The following is a 23,883-nucleotide window of genomic DNA, read 5'->3' as shown; positions in this document are numbered from 1 at the left end:
AACGGGTGCGACGAACGCGTGCGGTCTTACCGGCGGAGTTACTGACAGAGCCCGCGCTGGGACTTCCGGACTTTCATATCGAGATGAAAATGATCGCGGTGCGCGTCATTGGTGTCAGGCCCGAGTACGGTGCCGAAAATATCGCAGGCGTCATCGTGCACTTGATGAAGGAACGTTGACAACGCGAATTTCGCCGCGGCGTCCTTCTCGGCCTCCTCCGACTTCGGCTTCTCTTCGCCCTTTTTTGCGTCGCCCTGTTTCGCGATGTCGTGCGCGCCGAGCTTGGACGCCGATACAAGGATCTTGTTGCCTTTGATCTTCTCGTCGGCCGGCGCCTCGCTGGATTTGGCAGCGGCCCGCTTCAGGTCGCCGGCGGTCGGGCCCCATCCCTTGGAAATGCGGATGATCCTTCCGTCAGCGAGCACGAACGCCGATACGTCGACAGCATCCATCAAGGCATGCTCGCTGAGCGGCGCCCGGGCGAGGCCGTACCGATTTCGGCATGAGTAGGATTCTGCAACCACGCGCGCGACAGGCGAACCGAAGCTTTTTTGAGCCGCGGGCTGCAGCTTGTCGGTGATCCAGGTGCTAAGCCCCGCAATCATCTGACAATTGAGCGTTGCAGGCGGCTCGATCTTCACCTTGCTCTCACCGACACTCCTGAGTTCGCGAGGCGCCGGCGCGCCGCAAATTCCTTCGCGGGCCGGCGGAAGTTCTTCCGAAACAACCGTGACGTTTGCGAGAAGCTGCGCACATTCGGCTTTCGCGGCCGCGATCTCCGCATCCGTCCAAGGCAACGCGGCCTGTTTCGAAGGCGGCAGCGGTTTCGTGGGAGCAGCCTGCGGATCTCCCGGCTTCAGCGGCTGCAACGGAGCAGGTGTATCCGCCGACGGTAAGTCCGGGCCTTTACTGTCGGTTGTCTTCGCAGATGGCGGTTCGCCGGCTGCCGGCGCCGGAGGTGGCTCTGCCTCCGCGGTGACGCCCGGTGAAACCGCAGGCGCTAAGGGGCTGACCTCTGATCGTGCATGCAACTCCTGCTCGGCGGGTAGGCTCACGCGGCCGGCACGGATGATGTAGAAGCTGTTGGGCTCGAGCAGCGGAAGCAGCAACAGGCCGAGGAAGACGACGCGGCTGAGCGTGATCGAATAGCGAATGGCAAGGCTATGTGCCTTGCTTGCGGCCTTGGATCGAAGCGCCATCGCACGGGCTAACAATTCCTGTTGCGCGCTCAAGACGGGATCCTACTGGCTGTTACCCTTTACAATGCGCCCGCGCGCAATCTTCACTTCTATAGTTGGAAATTTTGACCACAGATGGTCCCAGGACCAAACAAAAGTAAATTGGCCCGCGGAAGGTTCCGCAAGCCACATATCGTACCAGAATTTCGTTCAGATTTCGTCAACGGGCGAGGATATTGAGTTTCCTGTAATCGCGAGGCGTCATGCCGGTCATCGCCTTGAAGAGGCGCCCGAAATGCGAAACGTCGCCGAAGCCCCATGAGTACGCGATATCACTGATCTGCCGATGCGCCTGCGCCGGATCTGCAAGTGCCGCCTGGCATTTCTCTATGCGCTGGCTGAACAGCAGCTTCTGCAGCGAAGTTTGCTCCGCATCGAGTAACTGATTGGCATAGCGAACCGAAATACCCGCTGCAGCCGCGAGCTCTTCGCAGGTGACGTTGCTGTTCGTCAGGTTGGAATCGACCACCGCCTTGAGACGCAGCAAAGACGCAAGCCGCGCCGACGAGTGAGCAAAAGCGACGCCCTCCATTTCCTTCGCCGCTAATGCGACGAGATCGAGGAATTGCCGCGCGATCTCCGCCTGCGATTGTATGCTCATGAAGGAGATCTGGTCGGGAAGAAGTCTCGCAAATGCGGATGCCAGCGCACCGCCGCCCTGCTTGCCGTCGATACGCCGCGCCGTCCACCGGCTGAGCTGACCGAGACGCGCCTCGCACTCGCGCCGCTGGAATTCAACAACGAGGCAACGGGCTTGCGGCGATTGAATGAACGTCGATGCCCGCCCAGCATCGTTGAGACAGATGTCTCCGGCCCCGAGTTCCGCCTCGCGACCGTCCTGCCTCAGCTTCACCGTGCCGGTGAGGGGCATGATGATATGAACGAGATCGCCGAAGATGTTCGCCTGACGTTCTGTGCGCCACGCGCGCATGCCGTTGCAGCGGAAGACGATGAGCGACATCCCCGGCACGGGAAGATAGCGCAAATCTCCTTCGAAACCAGCCCGCTGATCTGGACGGTTCTCGTAAGGTCCTAACACACGGCGGCTCGACTCGTACCAATATTGGAAACGGTCCCGCGGGTGTACGTCAGATGTGTGGATGGAATACTCGACCAGTCCGTCTGACGACGGATTCGGCCAGTCCAACTGCGTGCGCAACATAGCCCTCATCCCCTATCACTTTTGGAAGATAGGTGGCAATCGCGACACGTCAATTGCAAATTCGAGAGGCCGCCGACATTCTATGGATGAATTGCCGGCGACCTTTGGATGGCGAACGAACTCAGAGTACTAAGCGGATGCGCCGTCTTCTGAGTGGGCCGAGAGGATCGTTCTGAGGGTCGAGGCGAACTTTGTCGCTTCCGAAGCAGGAACCGACGCGAGAAGTTTCTTCTCTACCCGCGAGTAAAGGCGATCGGCGCCGGAAACAGCCTTTGCGCCGCGCTTGGAAAGACGGACGCAGTAGGCGCGGCCATCGAGCGGCGAACGCTTGCGTTCCAGAAGGCCCTTCCGGATGAGGCGGCTGACGATACCTGCGACCGTTGAGCGGTCAATGCCTGTGATCGCGACGAGATCGGTCTGGCTCAGGTTCTCTTGACGCGAAATCGCGGTGAGGATCGCAAGCTGACGCAGCGTGAGATCGTTGTCGGCGCTTTCGGTCGAATAGAGTTGAGCAGCGCACTGATCGACGCGGCGCAGAAGATGGATAACGGAACGCTGGGGATTGGTAGACGGCGGTTGGCTCATTGAACTTTTTTTCCTTGGTTTTCGTATCGCGGCAGTTGGTCAGCACGCAAATACTCAGTGAAGAAAACAGGTTTCAGCAGCCGCAGTCTCTTCTCATCGGGGGATGAAAATCGGATCAGAGGGAGATGGCCTCCAAATCGCGGCAAACCATCACGGCGCATTGGGCGCAGCTGTTCTCGAATAGAGACTAAGCCGTCGGCGACATAAGATGGATTGGGATCGTTCCAGCTCTTCGCTCATGCACATGAGAGGCAAGTGCATTGAGGCCACAGGCGCCTGAATTCGTGGTCCGGCGGCAGCTTACCGTGATGCCGCGTTGGGTCCAGTGGGGCATCATCCGCCGCCAATCCGGCATGTGAGCACTATTTTTCGCGAGACAAAAATCCCGTAAAGCGAACGAGCGCGGAACGCGATCGATCGCGATTGCAGGGGACTGCGTAGCGGGGACGGAGGAGGGGGCGTTGGCAACGATCATTGCGGTACACGGCACGTTCGCGGCCCCGACAGCTGCCGGCCCCGACGACGCACCTCCGCCCGAGTTGCAATGGTGGGAAAAAGGCAGCGTCTTCGAAAACGATATGCGCGCTCTCATCGACGCGCGTGACGGTCAGCTGAACTTCCTGCCCTTTCCCTGGGCCGGCGACAACAGCGAAATGAAGCGGCGCGACGCCGGCGAACGGCTGACCAAGACCATGCGCGAGCTCGAAGCCAAGAGCGAGCCCTATTGCATCGTCGGCCATAGCCACGGCGGCTCGATTCTTTCCGATGCGTTGCTCGACAATGCAGCCCGCAAGAGGCCGCTCGCGAATCTCAAGCGTTGGATTACCGTCGGCACGCCGTTTCTCAAGCTACGTAGAGAGCTTTGGCTTCTCACGCGGCTGAGTTTGATGCGCAAGGTCATTTTCGTCGCGTCGATGATGTTGCTCTTGATGTTCATCGTCTACGTTCTGGCGACTCAGCTCGGCGGCGACCAGACGATCTTCGGGAGAACTTTCCCGCGCGTTTGGGTTGCAACCGGCGTTCTCGCCAGCCTGCCCGCGCTCACTTTCTACTTAGCGCTGCGCTGGCTCGATAGCCGGAGCTTGCTGAACTATCATTCCAGGATAACGCGGCGCGCGAAAAACAGCTTTGGGTCGCGCTGGCTGCCGTTGTCTCATCCTGAAGATGAAGCTATCCAAGGCCTCGCGCTGCTGCCCGACGCCCGGCTGAATTTTTTCGACAAATCCTTCGCCGTCTCGTCGATCACGCTGCTATCCGTCATCACGTTGCCTGTGATGTATTTCGTCATTCTGCTGTCGCCTCCAGCCATGGTCGGCATAGCCGAATGGCTCAAGACGGAAATCTACGACGCAAATGCATCTCCCGAGGCCGAAGCGGCATTGAGCGCGCTCCGCCAGCAGCTCATGGTCGCGCACAAAGGCGATGGCGAAGCCATAACGACGGAAAGCGGAGCGGAAGTACAGACGCCGGTGGACCGCCAGGCCGCGTGGCGGCAGTATCGCGAAAGGCGCGAGCAACTTGAAACCCAATATCCGAATCTCGACGCCATCGAGCGGGGCATGCGCTTCAAGAGGCGCTTCTTCGAATCCAGGGGACGCCCGTGCGACGGTGGCACGTTGTGTGGAGGCGGACGTGACATTGCCACCAACAGCGGCCTCCTGCTTCATGTCGTGACCGACGAGCTATCATGGGCGCTCGGAGCCGCCGATCTCCAGGATCGGCGGAAGCGTTGGTTCTGGTCGCTGTTTGTTCCCGCGATTATCGTCCCCGCGATTTTGGGCGTTGTCGCGCTTCTTCTGATGGTCGTTATTCAGGCATTCGCGACGTTCATCAGTGCTGTCGCGAGCATGTTCTTGAACCGCATCACCAATGCCGAGGTGAAGCGCGCCGCTTACGGCAACGACACCGAAGGAGAAATTGCCATCGGCGCGTTGGATCGCCCGATGTGGCTCGAAAAATCTCTGCCGCGCCTTCCCTCGACCATCGCGGACCTCATAACGGATTACAGCAATGCCGCGGCGAGCCAGTCGATTGCCAAGTTTCGCCGCGCCATCGGGCAGATCAGGTTTGCGGTTCCGTCGCATACCGCGGACACGGCGATCAGCACGTACTTCACCTGGAAGGAACTCGTGCACGCCTCGTATTTCGATGTTCCCGAATTCCGCAAGCTGATCGCTCAGACCATCAGCCGCGCCGAAGGCTTTGCTCCAAGCGAACGCTTCAAGGCCGACCCCGATTTCGAGCGCACGGCCAGATGGCTCGACGAGATCGAGAATGCTCCGGGCACCACGGATGAGCCCGCCGATCGCGAACCCGGTCCCAAAGATTCAAAAGCCGTAGCGGCCGTCGTCGGCTCGACCGTGAAGGCATCGCCATAAGCGCCGAGGTGACGGCCGGGCGACGTCACCCGCTCACCAGCGGACGGTCTTGCCCAGATAGTTGAGATAGCTGAGGCCACGTTTGCCTGACTGCGCCGTGATCACGTCGACCACGCGCGGAATGCTCTCGCTGACGTCGAGCGTCGCGTGAGGTCCGCCCATGTCGGTGCGCACCCAGCCGGGTGAGATGATCACCATGGACCGGCCGCCTTTCCGGTGCTCGGCGGCATAGCTGCGCATGAACGTGTTGAGCGCGGCCTTGCTGCCGCGATAGACCTCCCAGCCGCCATCCTCGTTATCGGCCACGCTACCGAGGCCGGATGACATCACGCCTATCGTGCCCGTCGGCGTCACGAGGTCGTCGAGCGTCTCAATGACCCGCATGGGGCCGAGCGCATTGGTGACCATCACGCGGATGAATTCGTCGGTAGAAACGTTTCTCACCGCTTCGTCCGGGCCGTTGGCGACGCCCGAATTGACGAACAGAAGATCGAAGGCCTGGCCCGCGAGCTTTTCGCGAAGAGCAGCGATCTGACCCTGCTCGGCGATGTCGACGGTTTCGATCTGAAGCGCGGCGCCCTGCTTTTCCTTCAACTCGTGAAGTCCGGTCCGGCCGTTGCCCCGAACGGTGCCGACGACATCCCAGCCGCGCGACAGATATTCCTCGACCATCGCAAGGCCAAGCCCACGGGACGCGCCGACGATAAGGGCCTTTGGTTTGGCATCGGGCATTGGACGTTATTCCTACTTCGAATTCAGGCTTGATTCTGCTGGACGATATAGAAGTTAATGCGTCAACGTTCGGTAATCCGCCCCAAGAGCGGGGCCGGCGCGCCGCTCAAGCATTCATAGCGCATTGCGAACACTGCCAACTCACACTATTCCGTGCCTCACGAGCATTGCGTGCACCATGAGCGCGGACGTTTACTAACGCGGACATTTAAGCCTGACAATCTGCAAGCTTCCGATGCCCGCTGAAACCAGGACCCGGTTTGCAATACCAACCACATAGATTTTCCGTCGCGCCGATGATGGATTGGACTGACCGGCATTGCCGCGTCTTCCACCGTGGGCTGACGAAGCGTGCGCTGCTTTATACCGAGATGGTGACGGCGGACGCCGTCATCCGCGGCGATCGTCAGCGCCTGCTCGGTTTCTCTCCCGTCGAGCATCCGATCGCTTTGCAGCTCGGAGGATCCAACCCGGCAAAGCTCGCCGAAGCAGCAAGCATCGGCGCCGATCTTGGCTATAACGAAATCAATCTCAATATCGGCTGCCCTTCGGACCGCGTCCAGGAGGGCCGCTTCGGCGCCTGCCTCATGGCCGAGCCCGAACTCGTCGCCACATGCGTATCGGCAATGCGCGCGAGCCAGCCTGTTCCAGTGACGGTCAAGTGCCGTATCGGCATCGACGATCAGGATGCCGAAGCCGACCTGCAGCGCTTTGTGGACGTCGTAGCGGCGACCGGTGTCAGCACGTTCATCGTCCATGCGCGCAAGGCGTGGCTGAAGGGATTGTCGCCGAAGGAGAACCGCGAACTTCCGCCGCTCGACTATCAGCGCGTCTACCGTTTGAAAGCGCGCCATCCCGAACTCACGATCGTCATCAATGGCGGCATCGAAACGCTCGACGAGGCCGTCCGTCATCTCGACCACGTCGACGGTGTCATGCTCGGCCGCGCCGCTTATCAAAATCCTTTCATTCTCGCAGACGTCGATAGCCGGATCTTCGGCGAGAATTCTGCCCCGGCGTCTCGAGGAGAAGCGCTCTCCAAACTCATTCCCTACGCGGAACGCCATATCCAGAACGGCGGACGCCTGTCGAACATCACGAAGCACATCCTCGGCATTTATCATGGCCAGCCGCGTGGACGGGCGTTCCGTCGCCTGCTGAGCGAGCGAGTGACGGATCCGTCCGCCGCAGTCGACGTGCTCAAGGATGCGATTGCACTCGCCGAGCACGGCCTCGGTCGGGAAGACCAGTCGGACGCCGCTTGAGGCAACTTTGATGCTCGCCGCCATATCGACGGACCATCTGATCGCGTTGCTCGCGCTGCTCTCAGTCGCGGGGCTCCTAGCAGGGTTTCTCTCAGGGCTGCTCGGCATCGGCGGGGGCGGCGTTCTCGTGCCTGTGCTCTACGAAGCCTTCGGCGTGGTGGGCGTCCCCGAGGACGTCAGGATGCACGTCACGCTCGGGACGACGCTCGGCGTCATCGCGCCGACGGTGTTTCGATCCTTCTCGGCATTTCGCGTGCGAGGGACCGTCGATATTGAAGTCGTGAAACGCATGGGCCCTTGGATCGTCCTCGGCGTGATCGCGGGCATCGTCATTGCGCATTATGCCAGCAGCGAAGCGCTCCGCTGGATCTGGGTCGTCTTCGGCACGGCGCTCGCCGCGAAAATGTTTCTCGGCAGGGATGATTGGCAGATTGCCGGCAAGCTTCCGCGGCCGCCCTGGCTCGAAGGCGCAGCAGGCGTCATCGGCCTCGTCTCGACGCTCATGGGGATCGGCGGCGCGACATTCACCGTTCCGCTGCTCACGCTCTACGGCATGCCGCTGCTGAGAGCCGTGGGAACCGCGACCGGTATCGGCACGGTCATCGCCGTTCCCGGCATCGCCGGATACATCATTTCGGGCTGGGGCGAACCGAACTTGCCGCCGCTATCGCTCGGCTACGTCAACCTCGGCGCGTGCGTTATCGCCCCGCTCGCTGTGTTGACGGCGCCCTTGGGCGTGAAGGTCGCGCACGGCATCTCGAAACGGACGCTCGAACTGGCGTTCGCGGTCTTCATCTCGACCGTCGTCGCCCGCTTCCTTTGGACATTGCTACACTGATCTCTCGCGCCGGCGGCCGGCTCCGCGCAGCGGAGTCGCCGGCGCAAAACTTAGACTGCGATCTTCTGATTGTATTCGCCGACCTCTGGGAAGCGCGCCAGCTGCTGGTCGATGTCCTTGAAGATCGCCTTCATGTTCGCTTCCGACGTCGGGCTTTCGACGACGACCACGAGTTCCGGCTTGTTCGAGGAGGCGCGAACGAGACCCCACGTACCGTCTTCCAGCATCACGCGCACGCCGTTGACGGTGATGAGCTCGCGGATCGCCTGTCCGGCGACGTGTCCGCCGCTCTCCTTCTGACGCGTATAATGTTCGGTGATGCGGTCGACGACGCCGTACTTCTTCTCGTCATCGCAATGAGGCGACATCGTCGGCGAGCCGTACGTCTTCGGCAGCGCGTCGCGCAGATCGGCGACCGTCTTGCCCGGGCTGCGATCGAGCATGTCGCAAATGGCGATGGCCGAAACGAGCCCGTCGTCGTAGCCCCGGCCGAGCGGCTCGTTGAAGAAGAAGTGACCCGATTTCTCGAAGCCGACGAGCGTCTTGTGCTCGAAATTATATCGCTTGATGTAGCTGTGACCCGTCTTCCAGTAGCTCGTGGTCGCGCCGTTGGCGATCAGTACCGGGTCGGTCGAGAAAAGCCCCGTCGATTTCACGTCGACGACGAACTTCGCGTTCTTGTAGATCGCGGAAAGATCGCGAGCCAGCATCACGCCGACCTTGTCCGCGAAGATCTCATGCCCATCGTTGGCAACGACGCCGCAGCGATCGCCATCGCCGTCGAAGGCAAGCCCGACGTCGGCGCCGGTTTCGAGAACCTTCGCCGAAACCGCGTGAAGCATTTTCATGTCTTCGGGATTGGGATTGTGGTTCGGGAACGTGTAATCGAGGTCGGTGTTGAGAGGCACGACTTCGCAGCCGATCGCCTCGAGCACTTGCGGCGCGAAGGCGCCCGCCGTGCCGTTGCCGCTCGCACAGACGACTTTGAGGCGGCGCTTGAGCTTCGGACGATCCGTCAGCGATTTGATGTAGCGCTCGGCCAGATCCGGCACGAAGATATACCGGCCGCCAGTCTTCGGCTCGAACTCGCCATTGAGAACGATGGACTTCAATTCCGACATGTCGTCGGGTCCGAACGTCAGTGGACGCGCCAATCCCATTTTGATGCCGGTCCAGCCATTGTCGTTATGACTCGCGGTCACCATGGCAACGCCTTCGACGTCGAGCGCGAACTGCGCGAAGTACGCCATCGGCGAAAGGGCCAATCCGATATCGTGAACTTCGCAGCCGCCGGCCAAGAGGCCGGTCATGAGCGCCTGTTTGACGGCGGCGGAATACGACCGGTAATCGTGGCCCACCACGAGACGCTTCGGAACGCCGCGCCGGGCGAAGAGGGTCGCCATGCCGAGGCCGACGGCATTGAGGCCCATGAGGTTGATTTCTTGCGGGTAGAGCCACCGCGCATCGTATTCGCGGAAGCCGGTCGGCTTGACGAGGGGCAAGCGCTCAAAGTCGGCGGTATTCGGCTTCAGGTCGGCGCGTGGCTTCGGCAGCATATGCCTCTCCTCGAACGTGATTCATTCGGGGAACCTAACGCGCTGAGACCAGGGCGGGGTTCCGGGGTGCGCTCTATCAGCAATGTTGAGGGCGGAATAGTGGAATAGTGGAGCGTAAAATTGCGGCAATGGGGAAAGTTACTCTTGCAGCACGAGCGTTCCACCGCGCATTTCGACACGGGACAGCCGCCCCAGAAACGACATGCCGAGCAGCGTCCGTTCGGACGCGCCACGCTCCGACACGACCCCGGCAACGTTCCGTACCGTTATGTCGCCGATGCTGATGCGCGGAATTGTGACAGGCGCGACGCGGGCGATTCCGTTGGCCGTCTGGGCCGTGTGGGTGAAGTCCGAGGGTTTCACGAGAATGCCGGCCCGGCGCGCATCCTCAAAAGTCAACGCGACAAGGGAAGCACCGGTGTCGACCATCACATCGATATCGCGCCCGTTGATGTCGGCCTCGGCCCGGAAGTGCCCATAGTCGCCGGCTGGCAATGTCACGGTCCCGGGTTGAGTGCGCGTCGCATCTTGTGCATCGAGGAGGGGATCATCGCTGTGACCGGCCGGTGACTGCGCGGAGAGACCCGAGGTCGCCTTCGCATGATCGAATGCCGAGACGAGAACGCCGGGATGCGTCAGCGTATAGGCGAGGCCCGCTGCGCCGAGAGCGGCGAGTGCAAAAGACCCGAAGAGGCTGACCGTTGCCGATGACATTCCAGATGCCCTTGTCCAAGAGAGCAGTTCGAGATCGTGATCGGCGTTCTATTGCCGAAGCGTTGCAAAATTTGCCGTGAGTTCAACAGACGCTAAACGTCTTAAAAAACTTGTACCGAGCAGGTTTTCGTTAAGGGTTCCGGGACGCGCGACGAGCCCTTCGACATCATCGATCGCCAAGGGCCCGATGCGTACCGACTTCAATCGAACGGGTGCGAGGTAGCTCGTTCCGTTCGCGGTTTTGAGAGGCGTATCGAAAGCGAGATTGCTGACATCGATGCCCGCCTTCTCGGCGTCGGATTGCCGGAGCACGACCGTCGCCGATCCATTGTCGATCCGCATCGTCATAGCTTGTCCGTTGACTTCGGAATTGGCAAAAAAAGTGCCGTCGTCGGTTCGGCGGATGCGTACGGATGCAGGCGCATCCCGCCTTGTCGGAGGGGCATCTGCTGCAGTGGTTGCTCCAGCGAAGAGGTCTGCGAGGACCAGCGGCGTGCTCTTGTTGAACGCGCCCGCGACGAGCACGGCGCCGGAGATGCAAGCAGCGAGCGTCGGCCATAGAGCAAGCCGCCGTTCGCCGCGATGATTGAGCAGCGTCGCCATATAGAGGGCGACGAGTATCGCAATCACCGTCGCGGCAATCGGCAAATCCGGAACGGCATCGAGCTTCACACCGCCGAAAACGGTCGCGGCGAGAAGCGATCCGAGACCCAGAATGACCATGAGGAGAAAGCCGAGCATCAACGCCGAACCTCAAACGCAAAACAACTATCGTGCATCGCCCGAAATCCGGTAGGCGACGTGATCGGGGACGCCGGCCGGGGCCATGCGCATGCGCGGCTGGCGCGCCGGACGCGGCGCGGGATCGCGGTGACGTTCCTGGCCAAGCGGCTGCAACGGCGCAATGGCATGGAGCACGCGCTGGGGCGGAAGCGTCACGGTAACTTCCGTTCCCTTGCGCAATTCCGACTGCAGATCGAACGTGCCGCCATGCAAATGGATGAGGTTCTGAACGATCGGAAGTCCAAGACCCGTTCCGCCCTCGGCCGTTTCATGGGCGAGCGAACCTTGGCCGAAGGCCTGGAGAACGCGTGGAATTTCTTCCTCGGGAATGCCGGGGCCGGTATCCGCGACCGTTAGAAACTGTCCGCCATCCTGAGTGTGACCCACGATCAGCGTGATGCGGCCGCCCTTCGGCGTGAACTTCAATGCATTCGACAGCAGATTGAGACAGATCTGACGCAGCGCCCGCGGATCGGCCCAGATATGCGGCAAGTCCGGAGCAAAGTCTTCGACGATCACAAGGGCTTTCGCATCGGCCTTGATCTTGACGAGGCGCTGGCAATCCTCGGCGATGTCCGTGAGGCGCATCGTTTCCTCGTGCAGATCATAGCGGCCCGCTTCGATCCGCGAGAGATCGAGGATTTCGTTGATGATGCAGAGAAGGTGATCGCCGCTCTGATAGATGCTGCGGGCATAGTCCCGGTAAATGTCGTTGCCGATCGGTCCGATCAGCTCTTTTTCCATCACTTCGGAAAAACCCATGATCGCATTGAGCGGCGTGCGAAGCTCATGGCTCATGGTCGCAAGAAAGCGCGATTTGGCTTTGTTGGCAGCCTCGGCGCGGCGGCGTGCTTCGTCCGAAATGGCGCTCGCTTCCTCGAGCTCCGAGATCAGGTTGTCCTTCTCGGCGCGGAACTCCACCATGGCGAGCGCCGTCGAGTGCAAGCCGCGCGCGAGATAGACGAAGAACACATGGATACCGATGGCCATCGAGGCGAGCGCGAAATAGAACGGATCGCCGAGCGTGAACAGCCGGCCGGCGACCGCGACCGTCATGGGAACGGTGCCCGCGAGGAAAAGCCGGGGGAGTGTCGACGCGAACGTCATGCGGATCGCGAGGACCACCATCAACGTCGCGAAAATGAAGACATGCGAGGAGAATGTCGCCGGCGATGCGCCGTCGGTATCGTGGATCGAGATGCCGATGAGTGCGAAAGCCGCCAGCGCGAACCCGTTGACGAGCTCGATGCGGTTGAAATGGCGGCGCCACTGGCCGACGTTGACTTCGGTGCGCGGAATGGAAAGCAACCGCCGGCACTGGTCGAGCATGTAGACGCGAGAGATGGAAACGATGGCGATCCATGTCGTCGCTTCCGTGAACGACGCCCAGAACATCGACGTGATGTAAAAGATGAAGCAAAGCGCCGGCATCGCGAAGGGCGCGCTCGTCTCGTTGCGCGCGAACATCGTGAGCAGTTCGTATTCGAATTCCGGCTTATGGACGGTGCCGTGAGTCAGCTTATCCCGGAATGATTTGAGATCATCCCGAGAACGGCCTCGTCGTGCCGGGCGAGCTGGCATTTCAGCTGCCGGTTCGACGCTGTAGGCGTTATCGTCCATACCGCGAGCCGCGTCCTATAGATGAGGTCGCACGGGGGCTGTGCCCGCGCACCGCCTGTAAATTGGCGTCAATTTGTTAAAGCAAGACTTAAAGTCTCGCCGACTCGGTTGAGGAATTTGCGATGCAACCCAAGCCGCCCAGGCGGCGGGCGTCTCGAGGTCGCCCAATATACGGCCTTGTAAAGCCCCGGCGGGCTTATGTAAGGCTCGGATTGACGTTAACGCTGGCGGTAGTGGCCATTTTTATGGGCCGCGACCATTGGCGCGTCCGCTCGCCACAGAACGAACCGTTCCCGGCCAGCATCAGCGGCGCCGCCCGGCCAATCGATGGCGACAGCCTGTTCGTAGGTGGAAACGAGGTGCGGCTTCACGGAATAGACGCACCCGAAGGCCGCCAGACCTGTTCGCGGAACGAGCAGATATGGAACTGCGGCGAGGAGGCGAAGCGCGAACTCGCCCGCGCGATCGGCGGCGAGATCGTTGCATGCGACGTCCGCGAACGAGATCAATACGGCCGGCTTCTCGCGCGCTGCACCGCTGGCGGCCGTGACATCAATGCCGCCATGGTCCGCGCAGGCATGGCGGTCGCCTTTGGCGGCTATGATGACGAAGAAGCAGATGCCCGCTCATCGCGACGCGGCGTCTGGTCCGGCGAATTCGAAGCGCCGCAACAATGGCGTGCGCGGCACAATTTCCAAGACGCGAGGTAAAGAAGTTGCGGATCATCGAAACACATGCAGCGCCAAGCCCAAGGCGCGTGAACATCTTCCTCGCCGAAAAGGGGATAGAGGTCCCGCGGGAAGAACTCAACATGATGACGGACGATTTGACGACGGGCGACTTCGCGAAGCTCAATCCCTGGGCTCGCGTGCCGGTCCTCATTCTCGATGATGGTCGCGCGATCTCCGAGACCGTCGCCATCTGCCGCTATTTCGAAGAGATCTCGCCGGAACCGGCGCTGTTCGGCATCGGGCCGGTCGGCAAAGCCGAAGTCGAGATGTGGAACAGGCGCACAGAATTCGGATTATTCAACGCGGTCTTTGCCGTCTTCAGGCATTTGCACCCCAAGATGGCGCATCTCGAAGTGCCGCAAGTCGCGGCGTGGGGCGAAGCCAATAAGGAAAAGGTGGCACACGAATTGACGCGCATCGACGCGCGCCTGGCCGAAAGCCCCTATTTGGCAGGCGACAGCTATTCGATTGCCGACATAACAGCTCTCGTCGCGATCGACTTCATGAAGCCGGCGCGCCTCGGCCGGCCGGAAGGTTTCGGCAATGTGATGCGCTGGCATCGCGAGGTCTCGGCTAGGCCGAGCGCTCAGGCCTAAACGCGCTCGGCGGCCGGCTCTCGGAACGAGAGTCGCCGAGCACAACTTACGACGTTTACCCGCGATGGGCCTGCGCCTCGAGATCGTCGCGGATGAGACGGAGGTCGAAGCCGCCGGCCCCAACCGTGGAAAGAACTTCGTCGACGGGATGAGATCGCGCCGTCGCAGCAGCCCAGACAATGGCGGCCCGTTGGCCGGACGCGCAATAGGCCAGCGTGCGCCCGCCCGATGCGAATTCCTTCGCTGCGAGCTCGACGACATCGTCCTTGAAGAGGTCCTGCCGCGTAACCGGGATCTGCACGTAGTCGAGGCCCGAGCGGTGGGCGGCGGCTTCGGCTTCAGCGCTCGGAATCTGGTCGCGAGCCTCGTTGTCCGGGCGGAAGTTGATGACTTTGTCGAAGCCAAGCGACTTGACCTCCGCGAAGTCCTCTTCGTCCAGCCAACCGCTAATGGCGACGCTGTCAGAGATGGGCCTGATGGGGGGCATCGTGAAAATCCAAGTACCGTTATTGCCAAGGGGAAGCACAATACATGTGGGAGACACCTGGCCCGATCAAGATAGAATGTCGTTCAAACGAAAAAAAATGCTAATTCTCTCATTGACACCGGCAAATTAGAAAATATTAATTTCAAAATCGCAGATTACGCAAAATCATGTTTCCTGATCGAAGGGCGGCCGAATGTTGGATGAAATGGACGTCAAGATCCTGCGAATTCTCCAGCAGGACTGTACTCGCCCGGTAGCCGACATCGGCAAGGAGGTCGGCTTATCGACCACACCGTGCTGGCGCCGCGTTCAAAAACTCGAGGAATCGGGCGTCATCCAGCGCCGCGTCGCGATCCTGGATGCGCAGCAGGTGAACGCGGGAGTGATGGTCTTCGTCTCCATCAAAACGGATAAGCATTCGCTCAGTTGGCTCGAGAAGTTCCACGAAGCCGTCGCCGAATTTCCCGAGGTCGTCGAATTCTACCGCATGTCGGGAGACATCGATTATCTGCTCCGCGTCGCGGTCCCCGACATCGCTGCCTACGACGCATTCTATAAGAAGCTCATTTCCCGCGTCGACATCGCCAAGGTCTCATCCGCTTTTGCGATGGAGCAGATCAAGTATACGACCGCATTGCCGCTGCAGTTCGCGATCACCGAACGCTCGTCGAAGAGCGAGCGGGCAGAGGCCTGACGAATCCGCGTGCGGCCGGCTCCCCGGAGGGGAGTCGCACGGGGCAACCAAGACTCTTGTGCGGCCGGCTCCCGAGTGGGGAGTCGCGCGCGAGCTTTCTCAGGTTTCTTTTTTCGCGTCGAGCCGGGCGATGAGGCTCGATGTATCCCAGCGGCGCCCGCCGAGTTCCTGAACCTCGGCGTAAAATCGATCGACGAGTTTCGTAACCGTCAGATCGGCGCCGTTCGACTGAGCCTCGTCGAAGCAGATCGCGAGATCCTTCCGCATCCAGTCGACGGCAAAGCCGAAGTCGAACTTGCGCGCGTGCATCGTCTGCCAACGATTGTCCATCTGCCAGGACTGCGCCGCGCCTTTCGAGATCGTTTCGATCAACGCTTTTATGTCGAGCCCGGCACACTCAGCGAAATGAATGGATTCGGCTAAGCCCTGCACGAGCCCCGCGATCGCGATCTGGTTCGCCATCTTCGCGAGTTGTCCCGATCCCGACGGGCCGAGAAGCCGAACGCTGCGTGCGAAGTTCGCGATCAGGGGCTCGGCGGTTGCAAAAGCAGCTTCGTCGCCGCCCGCCATCACTGTCAGCGTTCCGTTCTCCGCACCGGACTGTCCGCCCGATACCGGGCAATCGAGAAATTTGAATCCCCTCGTGTATGCGATCTCCGACAATTCGCGCGCGACCTTCGCCGAAGCCGTCGTGTGATCGATGTAAATCGCGCCGGGCCGCATCGTTGAGAAAGCGCCGTCCGGCCCGATCGTGACGCTCCGCACGTCGTTGTCGTTGCCGACGCAGGCGAATACGGCATCGCAATCGCGCGCCGCGTCCGCTGGCGTCGCCGCGACGGTTCCGCCGAACTGCTCTTTCCACTTCTCGGCCTTGGCAGACGTGCGATTGTAGACGACGACGTCGTGGCCGCCGCGCGTTTTCAGATAACCCGCCATGGGATAGCCCATGACACCGAGCCCCAGCCACGCAACCTTCGCCATGTTGTGATTTCCCATCTACGCCAATCGACCGGGGCGAGTGGCCCACGGGGAGCGCGGCTCGACCTCTGCGGCTGATGGCAAAAAGAAGTCCCGAAATCAACAGAGATGATTGACGGAGATGATCAACAGTGATCGTTCGCGGCCGTAGTGAAGCGATCGCGAGGGCGTACTATTGGCCTTCGCGGTGCCATCGTCCGTACCGGTCAAATCCGCGCACAGGCACCCCGCTCGCGATGCAGACGAGACCCTCGCGGGCGTCGGGCGTGCAGTCGACGTGTTTGTCGGCGGCGGTGCGCCAATGTGCAAACTCGGGGCCGAAGCGATCCGCGACCTTGCTGCGCCACGCTTCGATGGCCGCACTCCGCGCATCGTGCTCGCGGATCTCGTAGGGAACGTTGCTGTCGGGCGCACTGGCGCGGACTTCGACGCGAGACAGTTCGCGGTAGTCGTCGCCCGGCGCAGGTCCGGCGGCATCGACCGGAGCCCGGTCCGCATCATCGTCATTGTCGTCTGCGCCCGAGTGAGCATTTCCACGCCCGTCCCGGCCGGGGTAGTCGTCCCGAAAAGCGGGCGCCTCGCTCCTATCGTCGGTAGACGGCCTTTCGGCCGCGCCGCCATCGTCGTTGCCAGCCGGATCAACGGCGTTGTTTTGCGGGAATGCATGGCCGCCGCCAGGGGAGTTGTTTGGCGAGCCATAGGGGCCGTACTCGAATCTGCGCCCCGTCTGCGCTGTGTTCGAGCCGGCGGGATCGGCAAGTGATGGGTTTGCTGTGAGAACGGCGGCAAGAATGACGGCTACGGCAAAAACCGTCTTCGCGGGCAGGGCAGCCATGCAATATCTCCGCAGCAGAAGTCACAGACATATTGAATTCTGCGCCCGCAATTGAAAGGGAGCCTACCTGAGCGGACGCTGAACGGTATAACGCCTCGGCCTCGGCTCACCGCGCGCTGAAAGGCTTCGAAAAAAGCGCTGAGGGCGAACCGCCTGCCAGTGTGATAACGAGTGTGATAAGACCTGCAAAACTCATCAAACCTGCCGGAAGATAATGACCAAATTAGCGACGTTTCATCCGCCTGAGCTTGCCGTCGGCTATGACGACATTGTCCGCGCCGCCGACGCCATTCGGGGCGCGGTGATCCCGACTCGCTTCGAGCAGAGCCGGACGCTCGGCGCGCTGCTCAATGCCGAGATTTGGCTGAAATTCGAAAATCTGCAGTTCACCGCGTCCTATAAAGAGCGAGGCGCGCTGAACAAGCTGCTCTCGCTGTCCCCGGCAGAGCGCCAAAATGGTGTGATCGCGATGTCGGCCGGCAATCACGCGCAAGGCGTCGCCTACCATGCCCATCGCCTTGGCATCCCCGCGACAATCATCATGCCGGCCTGGACGCCGACGATCAAAGTCGAAAACACCCGCAGCCACGGCGCGAACGTCATTCTCGAAGGCCAGAGCCTCGAGGAAGCCTACGGCTTTGCCGTCGGCTACGGCGCTGAACGCGGAATGACCTTCGTTCACCCCTACAACGACCCCGCGATCATCGCGGGCCAGGGGACGGTGGCGCTCGAAATGCTCGCAGCCGCCCCCGATCTCGACGTGCTGATCGTGCCGATCGGCGGTGGCGGCTTGATCTCGGGCATGGCGATCGCTGCGAAAGCGATCAACCCGAACATCAAGGTCGTCGGCGTCGAGGCGCAGCTTTATCCGTCGATGCTCAACGCGGTGAAAAAATCGCATCTGCCCGTCGGTGGTGATACGCTTGCGGAAGGCATCGCGGTCACGGCTCCGGGAAGCCTCACGCAGCAGATCATCGAGACCCTCGTCGACGATATTCTCCTGGTCTCGGAAGTCGACATCGAGCGCGCCGTCTCACTGCTGATAACGATCGAGAAGACCGTCGTCGAAGGCGCGGGCGCCGCTGGATTGGCGGCGCTCATCGGAGCCAACAGGCTTTATAAGGGCAAGAAAATCGGTTTGGTGCTCTGCGGCGGCAACATCGATACGCGGCTGCTCGCGAGCGTGCTGACACGCGAACTCGCGCGCGACGGACGCCTCTCGCGCCTCGCCATCGATATTCCCGATCGTCCCGGCCAGCTCGCCAGGGTTTCCGGAATTATCGGCAAAGCCGGTGCGAACGTCGTCGAAGTCTACCACCAGCGCGTTTTCACCGACGTGCCGGCGAAGGGCACCGAGCTCAATCTCGTCATCGAGACGCGCGACAGAAGACACCTCGAGCAGGTCGTGGCTGAGCTCAAGGCCGGCGGCTACGTGGTGATTGTGAAAAGCACAGGCGCCGGCACGCCTTGAGGGACGAGCCTGCTCAGGCGAGCAGGCCAATCGAGCAGGCAAGTCGAGCACGAATGAAAAAGGGCCCCGCGCTTGATGGCGAGGGGCCCAATCGGATCTAGAAAGTCAGGATCGAAGGGAAAGTCAGATAGGCAAGTGACTACTTCGTCGTGGTGGTGCTTGGGATCTTTGCGTCTCGAACTTGAGCGTGGGGCGTACGGGCAAGCGTCGTGATCAAGAGTGCTCCGGTCGCAAGGAAGCAGATCATCATGGTCGCTAAAGCTAAGCGGTCGGCTGGCGAATTCCGATCCCTTGCTGCCTTGAGGTCCATCGTTTAACTGCCTGCGCCTGTTTGATTGATTGAAGTAAGATCTTTGTAACCGATCTTTGATTTCGGGTCGATTTTGAAGTCTCCGAATGCCTAACTCGCACTTCAGCGATTTAACGAATTCTTCATCTCTGTTAACGACGGCACGCTGCGGCGACTCGTGAGCCCACGCCACGATGGTGCCGCGCCCGGCCGCTAGGGAGCGGCGGACAAGAAAGCCGCTAGGGAGCGGCGGACACGAAAAAGACACGGGCGGGGGCCCCAAGGACGTGCGGTTGAGACACCTGACAAATTCTGCATGCGTGATCGCGAGCCTCCTCGGCTTGGCGCTCGCAAGCAATCTCAGCTTCGCAGAGGTGAGCCCCAACGCCACGAAGAACGCGGCCGTTTCGGTACCGGCCCGTCCCGACGAGCCGCGCGCCGCGAAGGCCTATGGCGTGCTGGAGACCCACTGCGCCCGCTGTCACCAAGCTGGCAAGCTGGAGCGCCCCCTCCCATCAGGCGGCCTCGCGAACATTCTGGCGATCGATGACCACGCGCGCGATCCGGTTCTGGTGAAGCCCGGTCTTCCGGACGCGTCGCGTCTCTACGACGTTTTCGAAACGCGCCATGCGCCGCTCGAAATTTTCACTGGCCCTGACGCGAAGCCTGAGCCGACGCCGGACGACATCCAAGCCGTTCGCCGGTGGATCAAGGATCTTGCCCCCGCCGTGCAGAGCTGCCCGTCGCGCCAGCCCGTGCGCCCGGCTGCGATCGATAAGCTGATGCGAGAGGCCCAGCACCTCGAACGCGATCAAGGCAAGGACGTGCGGTTCGTCTCGCTCGTCCATCTCTACAACTCGTGCGCCACCGCTGCCGAAATGACGGCTTACGGCAAAGCGCTCAACAAGCTGATGAACAGTCTGTCGTGGGCGCCTGAGCCGGTAAAGCTGACGCCGCTCGACGACGCGGGCACGATGTTCTCCTTCCGCCTCGCCGATTACGGCTGGGATGACGCGCGCTGGAAGCTGATCGAAAAGGCATATCCTCCGGCTCTCCTGCACGTCGTCGCGCCGGACGTCGTGAAAACCGCCGACAGCCCGGCGGTCGTGGTCAACGGCGATTGGCTCGCAGCCGCAGCCGGAGAAACGCCGCTCTATTACGCGCTGCTCGGGCTTCCCGCTAAGCTCGCCGACCTCGGGACAATGAACGGAACCGACCTCGATGCGAACATTCGAGCGGGCTCGGTGCGCCGCATTGCAATCGGGGAAAGCGCCGTGACGCGTGGCAACCGGCTGATCGAAAGGCACCCAGGAAAGCCGGCCGGTCTCTGGCTCGCCTACGACTTCGCGACGAGCACCGGCGAGCAGAATGTCTTCGAGCACCCGCAAGGTCCGAAATCGGCGATGAAGGCGAAGCAGCCCTTCAGGCCCGATCAGATACGCGCGCTCTTCGCGCTTCCGAACGGGTTTTACGCATTCGCGCTTTTCGATGCCGCAGGCAATCGCGTCGACCGCGCGTTGCCGGGAATCGAAAAGCCCTACGCCGGTGTCGAGGCCGATGCCGTCGAACCGGTAACGAAAGCCGGCGCCAATTGCTTTGCGTGCCACACGGACGGATTGGTGCAAGCCAAGGATGATTTCCGCGCCGCTGGTCCAGTCGATATCGCCGCGGGACCGATGACGCCCGACCGTCGTGCCGCTCTGCCGCTCTTTGGCACCGACAGTGAAAATGCGTTGTTGATGCTCGGCGGATGGGATCGCTATCGCGCCGCCGCCAAGTCCGCAGGTATTGATCTCGACGCGAGAGTGCACGGCGACGAACTGGTCACTGGCTTGGCGCGCCGCTATCGCGAGGGCGCCGACTTCGAGGTGGCGCTGGGCGAGACAGGTCTTGAACGCCCGGAATTTCTGAAGGAGCTGGCCGATGCGAAGGGCGCGGCCGCGCCGCTCGCACGCCGCCTCTTGCATGGCGTGCTCTCCCGCAATGAGCTTGAGCACCTCTTTTCGCTTCTGAAAGGCACGGATGCGCCGGTCCAAACCACGGCGTCGGCGGGCTTCCTGCGCGACGTCAAGTCGGAGATCGGGCTGACGATGTGGTTCGACAAACCGCGGCCGGCGCCGGGCGACCTCGTGACGATCAAGGCCGAGGCCGACAACGAATGCTACCTGACCGTCATCAGCGTCGATGGAGCGGGCGTCGCGACGGTACTCTTCCCGAGCGACTTCCAAAGCGACAACCTCATCACCGCGGGTGAAGCCGTCAGCATCCCGCCCTCCGACGCGCCGTTTCAGTTGCGCTACAAGGCCGAAGGCAGCGAAACGATCCTCGGACGCTGTTCGACGAGCGCGACGCCGCCTGTCGGCATCGAGCATGATTTCGAACGGCAGCGTTTCACGGTTCTCGGCAATTGGGAGAATTTCCTCCAGGACACGCTCGTCACCGATTGGGAGATGCGGACGAATCCGGAAAAGGCCGAGCGCGCCCGTATCGCGCGATCGGGCGCCCTTCGTCGCCAGCAGGATCGCGGCGAACGCATCCCGGCACCGCGGCCGGACGTGGCGAGCGAGAAGTCTCTGAGGGACGGACGAGCGATTCTCGTTCTCGGGCGCAGCTAGCCGGCGATTCGCGTTCGCCGAACCTTCATCAAGACCTTCATCAAACTGACATCTGTCGCGCGTGAGAGGTGCCAAAAGGCATCGCAAGGTGCGTCATTCGCGGCAGTCCCTCGCCACGGAGCGAGAATCCAGCAACCATGGAGAGCGTTTGGGTTCCGAAAGGCTTTACAGCGGGGGCCGAGATACCTAAATGCACCCCTTCAATATAGCATCCAGAGCCGACATTGCTCGGCTGCCGCGAGCGAAACCGGATAGGTCTTCCGCAGGAGGTTCTTTCGCGATGGAGAAGTTTGCCACCGCCCTCGAAATGGTGACCGAGATGAAGCCGGATCTTCCGGTCTTCGCAGCTCGGCCCCATGCAGCCGGCCGTGCGGCCCGCTGGTTCATCAAGAATTTTCCGGGCGAGGTGGCCTACGCCTACAAGGCGAACAGCTCCGTGTTTCTCATCGGCGCTCTCTTCGGCGCGGGGATCAAGCAGTTCGACGTCGCCTCCGTCGCCGAACTCGAAGACGCCGCGACCATTCCGGGCGTGCGGCTCCACTTCATGCATCCGGTCAAATCCCGCTACGCCATCCGGCGCGCGTACTTCGACTACGACATCAAGTGCTTTGCCCTCGACAGCGAGGACGAGCTGCAGAAGATCGTCGAGGAGACCGAGGGCGCGAAAGACCTCGAGCTGTTCGTCCGCATCTCGGTGCCGGCGAAAAACAGCCGCATGCCTCTCGAGCATAAATTCGGGATCACGGGCCAGCGCGCGCAGCGCCTGCTCATCAAGACGCGTCAAGTCGCCGACGAGCTAGGCATTACATTCCACGTCGGCTCGCAGACGACGACCCCCGACGCCTACGCAATGGCGTTCGAGGAAGTCAAAAAGCACATCGTGAAAGCCGGCGTCGTCGTCGACGCGATCGACATCGGCGGCGGCTTCCCGTCTCGCTACACCGACAGTGTGCCGGCCCGGCTTTCCGACTTCATCGACGTGATCAAATCGTCGATGGCGAAGATGCCGGTGACCGAGCACTGCCGCCTGATCTGCGAACCGGGCAGGGCGCTCGTGGCCGAGGCAGAGAGCTTGATCGTGAAAGTCGATCTCAGGAAGCCCGGCAACCAGCTGTTCATCAACGACGGCTCTTACGGCGCGCTGTTCGACAGCGCCCATCTGGACTTGATCTTCCCCGTGCGCTTGATCCGTCCGGGCCTCGATCCGAACGAGCCGCTGGAGCCGTTCGAGTTCTGGGGACCGACGTGCGACTCGATCGATCACATGAAAGGGCCGTTCATGCTGCCCGCGTCCGTCCGCGAAGGCGACTACATTGAGATCGGCAATCTCGGTGCCTACGCGCGCGCCATGGCGACACGCTTCAACGGTTACGGTGAATACACCGACGTCATCCTGCAGGATGAGCCGATGTATTCGATCTATACCGAAGACCTCGAGCCGATGGTGCGCAACGCTTAAGAGCGCGGCGTTCGAGGCATCTCGCAAAACGTCATCCCGGCGCAGGCCGGGATCCGTCCAAGCCAGAGTCTTGCCCGGATGCCGACCCTCGTCGGCATGACGTCCAGCTTCAATTCGTCGGCTTCGCGGTCACGACCAGCACCGGCGCGGCCCGATAGTTTTCCGGGAAAAGCTTCTTCAGGTTCTCGACCTTCGGCATGTCGTTGATCGCGATGTACGGATAGGTCGGATTGAGCGTCAGAAAATTCTGATGATAGTCCTCGGCTGCATAGAACGTGCGGCCGGATTCCACCGTCGTCGCAATCTTCCCCGGAAAGACGTGAGCGTTTCCGAGCTGCGCGATATACGCCTCCGCGATTTTGCCCTGCTCCGGCGTCTGCGGGAAAATCGTCGACCGGTATTGCGTCCCCGTGTCGGGTCCCTGGCGATTGAGCAATGTCGGATCGTGCGCGACCGAGAAATAGATCTGCAGAAGCTTCCCGTAGCTGATCCTCTTGGGATCGAATTTGATTTGAACGGACTCGGCGTGCCCCGTATCGCCCGTGCCGACGACATTGTAGTGCGCGTCTTCCCGCTTGCCGCCGGTATAGCCGGACGTCGCGCCGGCCACGCCTTCGACGTGCTGGAACACGCCTTGGACGCCCCAGAAGCAGCCGCCGGCCAGCACCGTTGTCTCCAAACCGGCATCCGCCGCCGGGCGCTCATCGACAACCGGCGCCGGGATAGGCACGCCTTCCTCAGCGACGAGCCGCGATCCGCTCAAAAATGATAGGACACCGAGGATCGCGCCGGCGAGGGTGAGCGAAAAGAACCAGCGGTCTGGCTTCGAAAACGATTTGCTGTTCAGTGCCATAGGG

Annotated in this window: 21 protein-coding genes; 9 read left to right on the top strand and 12 right to left on the bottom strand. The window is 61.4% G+C overall.

Annotation, left to right across the window (positions count from 1 at the left end):
* Window positions 1-38 precede the first annotated feature (38 nt).
* From BM399_RS20590 to BM399_RS20580, 3 genes are all read right to left on the bottom strand, one after another.
* Complete coding sequence (locus tag BM399_RS20590; protein ID WP_092869667.1) at window positions 39-1,199, bottom strand: extensin-like domain-containing protein; 1,161 nt, start codon at window positions 1,197-1,199, stop codon at window positions 39-41.
* Between the two features lie 199 nt (window positions 1,200-1,398).
* On the bottom strand, window positions 1,399-2,400 hold the full coding sequence (locus BM399_RS20585) for an AraC-like ligand-binding domain-containing protein (protein ID WP_092869666.1): 1,002 nt from the start codon (window positions 2,398-2,400) through the stop codon (window positions 1,399-1,401).
* Window positions 2,401-2,529: 129 nt separating this feature from the next.
* A complete protein-coding gene (locus tag BM399_RS20580; RefSeq protein WP_092869665.1) occupies window positions 2,530-2,985 on the bottom strand; it encodes a MarR family winged helix-turn-helix transcriptional regulator in 456 nt (151 codons plus the stop codon).
* 461 nt (window positions 2,986-3,446) lie between these two features.
* Here BM399_RS20580 and BM399_RS20575 point away from each other — a divergent pair, with 461 nt between their 5' ends.
* On the top strand, window positions 3,447-5,363 hold the full coding sequence (locus tag BM399_RS20575; protein WP_092869664.1) for a hypothetical protein: 1,917 nt from the start codon (window positions 3,447-3,449) through the stop codon (window positions 5,361-5,363).
* 33 nt (window positions 5,364-5,396) lie between these two features.
* Here BM399_RS20575 and BM399_RS20570 read toward each other — a convergent pair whose 3' ends face one another.
* Window positions 5,397-6,095 (bottom strand): SDR family NAD(P)-dependent oxidoreductase, encoded by a 699-nt coding sequence (locus BM399_RS20570; protein WP_092869663.1) that lies wholly within the window; start codon window positions 6,093-6,095, stop codon window positions 5,397-5,399.
* A gap of 260 nt (window positions 6,096-6,355) precedes the next feature.
* Here BM399_RS20570 and dusA point away from each other — a divergent pair, with 260 nt between their 5' ends.
* Window positions 6,356-7,360 (top strand): tRNA dihydrouridine(20/20a) synthase DusA, encoded by a 1,005-nt coding sequence (gene dusA / locus BM399_RS20565; protein WP_092869662.1) that lies wholly within the window; start codon window positions 6,356-6,358, stop codon window positions 7,358-7,360.
* A gap of 10 nt (window positions 7,361-7,370) precedes the next feature.
* Window positions 7,371-8,198 carry a sulfite exporter TauE/SafE family protein gene (locus BM399_RS20560; RefSeq protein WP_092869661.1) on the top strand — a complete coding sequence of 276 codons (828 nt, stop codon included), beginning with the start codon at window positions 7,371-7,373 and terminating at the stop codon, window positions 8,196-8,198.
* Window positions 8,199-8,248: 50 nt separating this feature from the next.
* Here BM399_RS20560 and BM399_RS20555 read toward each other — a convergent pair whose 3' ends face one another.
* The 4 genes from BM399_RS20555 to BM399_RS20540 form a co-directional block, all read right to left on the bottom strand.
* Complete coding sequence (locus BM399_RS20555; protein WP_092869660.1) at window positions 8,249-9,754, bottom strand: phosphomannomutase/phosphoglucomutase; 1,506 nt, start codon at window positions 9,752-9,754, stop codon at window positions 8,249-8,251.
* Between the two features lie 138 nt (window positions 9,755-9,892).
* A complete protein-coding gene (locus BM399_RS20550; protein WP_092869659.1) occupies window positions 9,893-10,468 on the bottom strand; it encodes a retropepsin-like aspartic protease family protein in 576 nt (191 codons plus the stop codon).
* Between the two features lie 48 nt (window positions 10,469-10,516).
* Window positions 10,517-11,209 carry a retropepsin-like aspartic protease family protein gene (locus BM399_RS20545; protein WP_092869658.1) on the bottom strand — a complete coding sequence of 231 codons (693 nt, stop codon included), beginning with the start codon at window positions 11,207-11,209 and terminating at the stop codon, window positions 10,517-10,519.
* A 27-nt stretch (window positions 11,210-11,236) separates the two neighbouring features.
* On the bottom strand, window positions 11,237-12,871 hold the full coding sequence (locus tag BM399_RS20540; protein ID WP_092869657.1) for a sensor histidine kinase: 1,635 nt from the start codon (window positions 12,869-12,871) through the stop codon (window positions 11,237-11,239).
* A gap of 233 nt (window positions 12,872-13,104) precedes the next feature.
* On the opposite strand from BM399_RS20540, the gene BM399_RS20535 reads away from it, so the two are divergent.
* Both BM399_RS20535 and BM399_RS20530 read left to right on the top strand, forming a co-directional pair.
* Complete coding sequence (locus BM399_RS20535) at window positions 13,105-13,581, top strand: thermonuclease family protein (protein WP_244531414.1); 477 nt, start codon at window positions 13,105-13,107, stop codon at window positions 13,579-13,581.
* Between the two features lie 5 nt (window positions 13,582-13,586).
* Window positions 13,587-14,198 (top strand): glutathione S-transferase, encoded by a 612-nt coding sequence (locus BM399_RS20530; protein ID WP_092869655.1) that lies wholly within the window; start codon window positions 13,587-13,589, stop codon window positions 14,196-14,198.
* Between the two features lie 55 nt (window positions 14,199-14,253).
* Here the strand turns inward: BM399_RS20530 and BM399_RS20525 are convergent, their stop codons facing one another.
* Window positions 14,254-14,685: a protein tyrosine phosphatase family protein gene (locus BM399_RS20525; RefSeq protein WP_092869654.1), complete on the bottom strand. Its 432-nt coding sequence runs from the start codon at window positions 14,683-14,685 to the stop codon at window positions 14,254-14,256.
* Between the two features lie 196 nt (window positions 14,686-14,881).
* On the opposite strand from BM399_RS20525, the gene BM399_RS20520 reads away from it, so the two are divergent.
* On the top strand, window positions 14,882-15,379 hold the full coding sequence (locus BM399_RS20520; protein WP_177228233.1) for an Lrp/AsnC family transcriptional regulator: 498 nt from the start codon (window positions 14,882-14,884) through the stop codon (window positions 15,377-15,379).
* Between the two features lie 99 nt (window positions 15,380-15,478).
* On the opposite strand, the gene BM399_RS20515 is transcribed toward BM399_RS20520, so the two are convergent.
* Together BM399_RS20515 and BM399_RS20510 are read right to left on the bottom strand one after the other, a co-directional pair.
* Window positions 15,479-16,360 carry an NAD(P)-dependent oxidoreductase gene (locus BM399_RS20515; RefSeq protein WP_092869726.1) on the bottom strand — a complete coding sequence of 294 codons (882 nt, stop codon included), beginning with the start codon at window positions 16,358-16,360 and terminating at the stop codon, window positions 15,479-15,481.
* 169 nt (window positions 16,361-16,529) lie between these two features.
* Complete coding sequence (locus BM399_RS20510; protein ID WP_092869652.1) at window positions 16,530-17,192, bottom strand: hypothetical protein; 663 nt, start codon at window positions 17,190-17,192, stop codon at window positions 16,530-16,532.
* A gap of 214 nt (window positions 17,193-17,406) precedes the next feature.
* Between BM399_RS20510 and BM399_RS20505 the strand changes: the two genes are divergently transcribed.
* The 3 genes from BM399_RS20505 to BM399_RS20495 all read left to right on the top strand — a co-directional run bounded on the left by BM399_RS20505 (window position 17,407) and on the right by BM399_RS20495 (window position 23,026).
* Window positions 17,407-18,663 carry a threonine ammonia-lyase gene (locus BM399_RS20505; RefSeq protein WP_092869651.1) on the top strand — a complete coding sequence of 419 codons (1,257 nt, stop codon included), beginning with the start codon at window positions 17,407-17,409 and terminating at the stop codon, window positions 18,661-18,663.
* 609 nt (window positions 18,664-19,272) lie between these two features.
* Window positions 19,273-21,567 carry a DUF4384 domain-containing protein gene (locus BM399_RS20500; RefSeq protein WP_244531413.1) on the top strand — a complete coding sequence of 765 codons (2,295 nt, stop codon included), beginning with the start codon at window positions 19,273-19,275 and terminating at the stop codon, window positions 21,565-21,567.
* Between the two features lie 280 nt (window positions 21,568-21,847).
* Window positions 21,848-23,026, top strand: coding sequence for a type III PLP-dependent enzyme domain-containing protein (locus BM399_RS20495; RefSeq protein ID WP_092869649.1), 1,179 nt, complete (start codon window positions 21,848-21,850; stop codon window positions 23,024-23,026).
* A gap of 109 nt (window positions 23,027-23,135) precedes the next feature.
* On the opposite strand, the gene msrA is transcribed toward BM399_RS20495, so the two are convergent.
* Window positions 23,136-23,879, bottom strand: a complete 744-nt coding sequence (gene msrA / locus BM399_RS20490; RefSeq protein WP_092869648.1) for a peptide-methionine (S)-S-oxide reductase MsrA — start codon at window positions 23,877-23,879, stop codon at window positions 23,136-23,138.
* Window positions 23,880-23,883 lie beyond the last annotated feature (4 nt).

The organism is Hyphomicrobium facile, assembly GCF_900116175.1.
In the GTDB taxonomy this organism is placed as follows: Bacteria; Pseudomonadota; Alphaproteobacteria; order Rhizobiales; family Hyphomicrobiaceae; genus Hyphomicrobium_B; species Hyphomicrobium_B facile.
This window is presented reverse-complemented; position numbering and strand designations above follow the sequence as displayed.

Coding starts and splice junctions, on each gene's coding strand:
- BM399_RS20590 (WP_092869667.1), bottom strand. CDS start 1,199: ATGGCGCTTCGATCCAAGGCCGCAAGCAAGGCACATAGCCTTGCCATT.
- BM399_RS20585 (WP_092869666.1), bottom strand. CDS start 2,400: ATGTTGCGCACGCAGTTGGACTGGCCGAATCCGTCGTCAGACGGACTG.
- BM399_RS20580 (WP_092869665.1), bottom strand. CDS start 2,985: ATGAGCCAACCGCCGTCTACCAATCCCCAGCGTTCCGTTATCCATCTT.
- BM399_RS20570 (WP_092869663.1), bottom strand. CDS start 6,095: ATGCCCGATGCCAAACCAAAGGCCCTTATCGTCGGCGCGTCCCGTGGG.
- BM399_RS20560 (WP_092869661.1), top strand. CDS start 7,371: ATGCTCGCCGCCATATCGACGGACCATCTGATCGCGTTGCTCGCGCTG.
- BM399_RS20555 (WP_092869660.1), bottom strand. CDS start 9,754: ATGCTGCCGAAGCCACGCGCCGACCTGAAGCCGAATACCGCCGACTTT.
- BM399_RS20550 (WP_092869659.1), bottom strand. CDS start 10,468: ATGTCATCGGCAACGGTCAGCCTCTTCGGGTCTTTTGCACTCGCCGCT.
- BM399_RS20545 (WP_092869658.1), bottom strand. CDS start 11,209: ATGCTCGGCTTTCTCCTCATGGTCATTCTGGGTCTCGGATCGCTTCTC.
- BM399_RS20540 (WP_092869657.1), bottom strand. CDS start 12,871: ATGGACGATAACGCCTACAGCGTCGAACCGGCAGCTGAAATGCCAGCT.
- BM399_RS20525 (WP_092869654.1), bottom strand. CDS start 14,685: ATGCCCCCCATCAGGCCCATCTCTGACAGCGTCGCCATTAGCGGTTGG.
- BM399_RS20515 (WP_092869726.1), bottom strand. CDS start 16,360: ATGGCGAAGGTTGCGTGGCTGGGGCTCGGTGTCATGGGCTATCCCATG.
- BM399_RS20510 (WP_092869652.1), bottom strand. CDS start 17,192: ATGGCTGCCCTGCCCGCGAAGACGGTTTTTGCCGTAGCCGTCATTCTT.
- BM399_RS20505 (WP_092869651.1), top strand. CDS start 17,407: ATGACCAAATTAGCGACGTTTCATCCGCCTGAGCTTGCCGTCGGCTAT.
- BM399_RS20495 (WP_092869649.1), top strand. CDS start 21,848: ATGGAGAAGTTTGCCACCGCCCTCGAAATGGTGACCGAGATGAAGCCG.
- msrA (WP_092869648.1), bottom strand. CDS start 23,879: ATGGCACTGAACAGCAAATCGTTTTCGAAGCCAGACCGCTGGTTCTTT.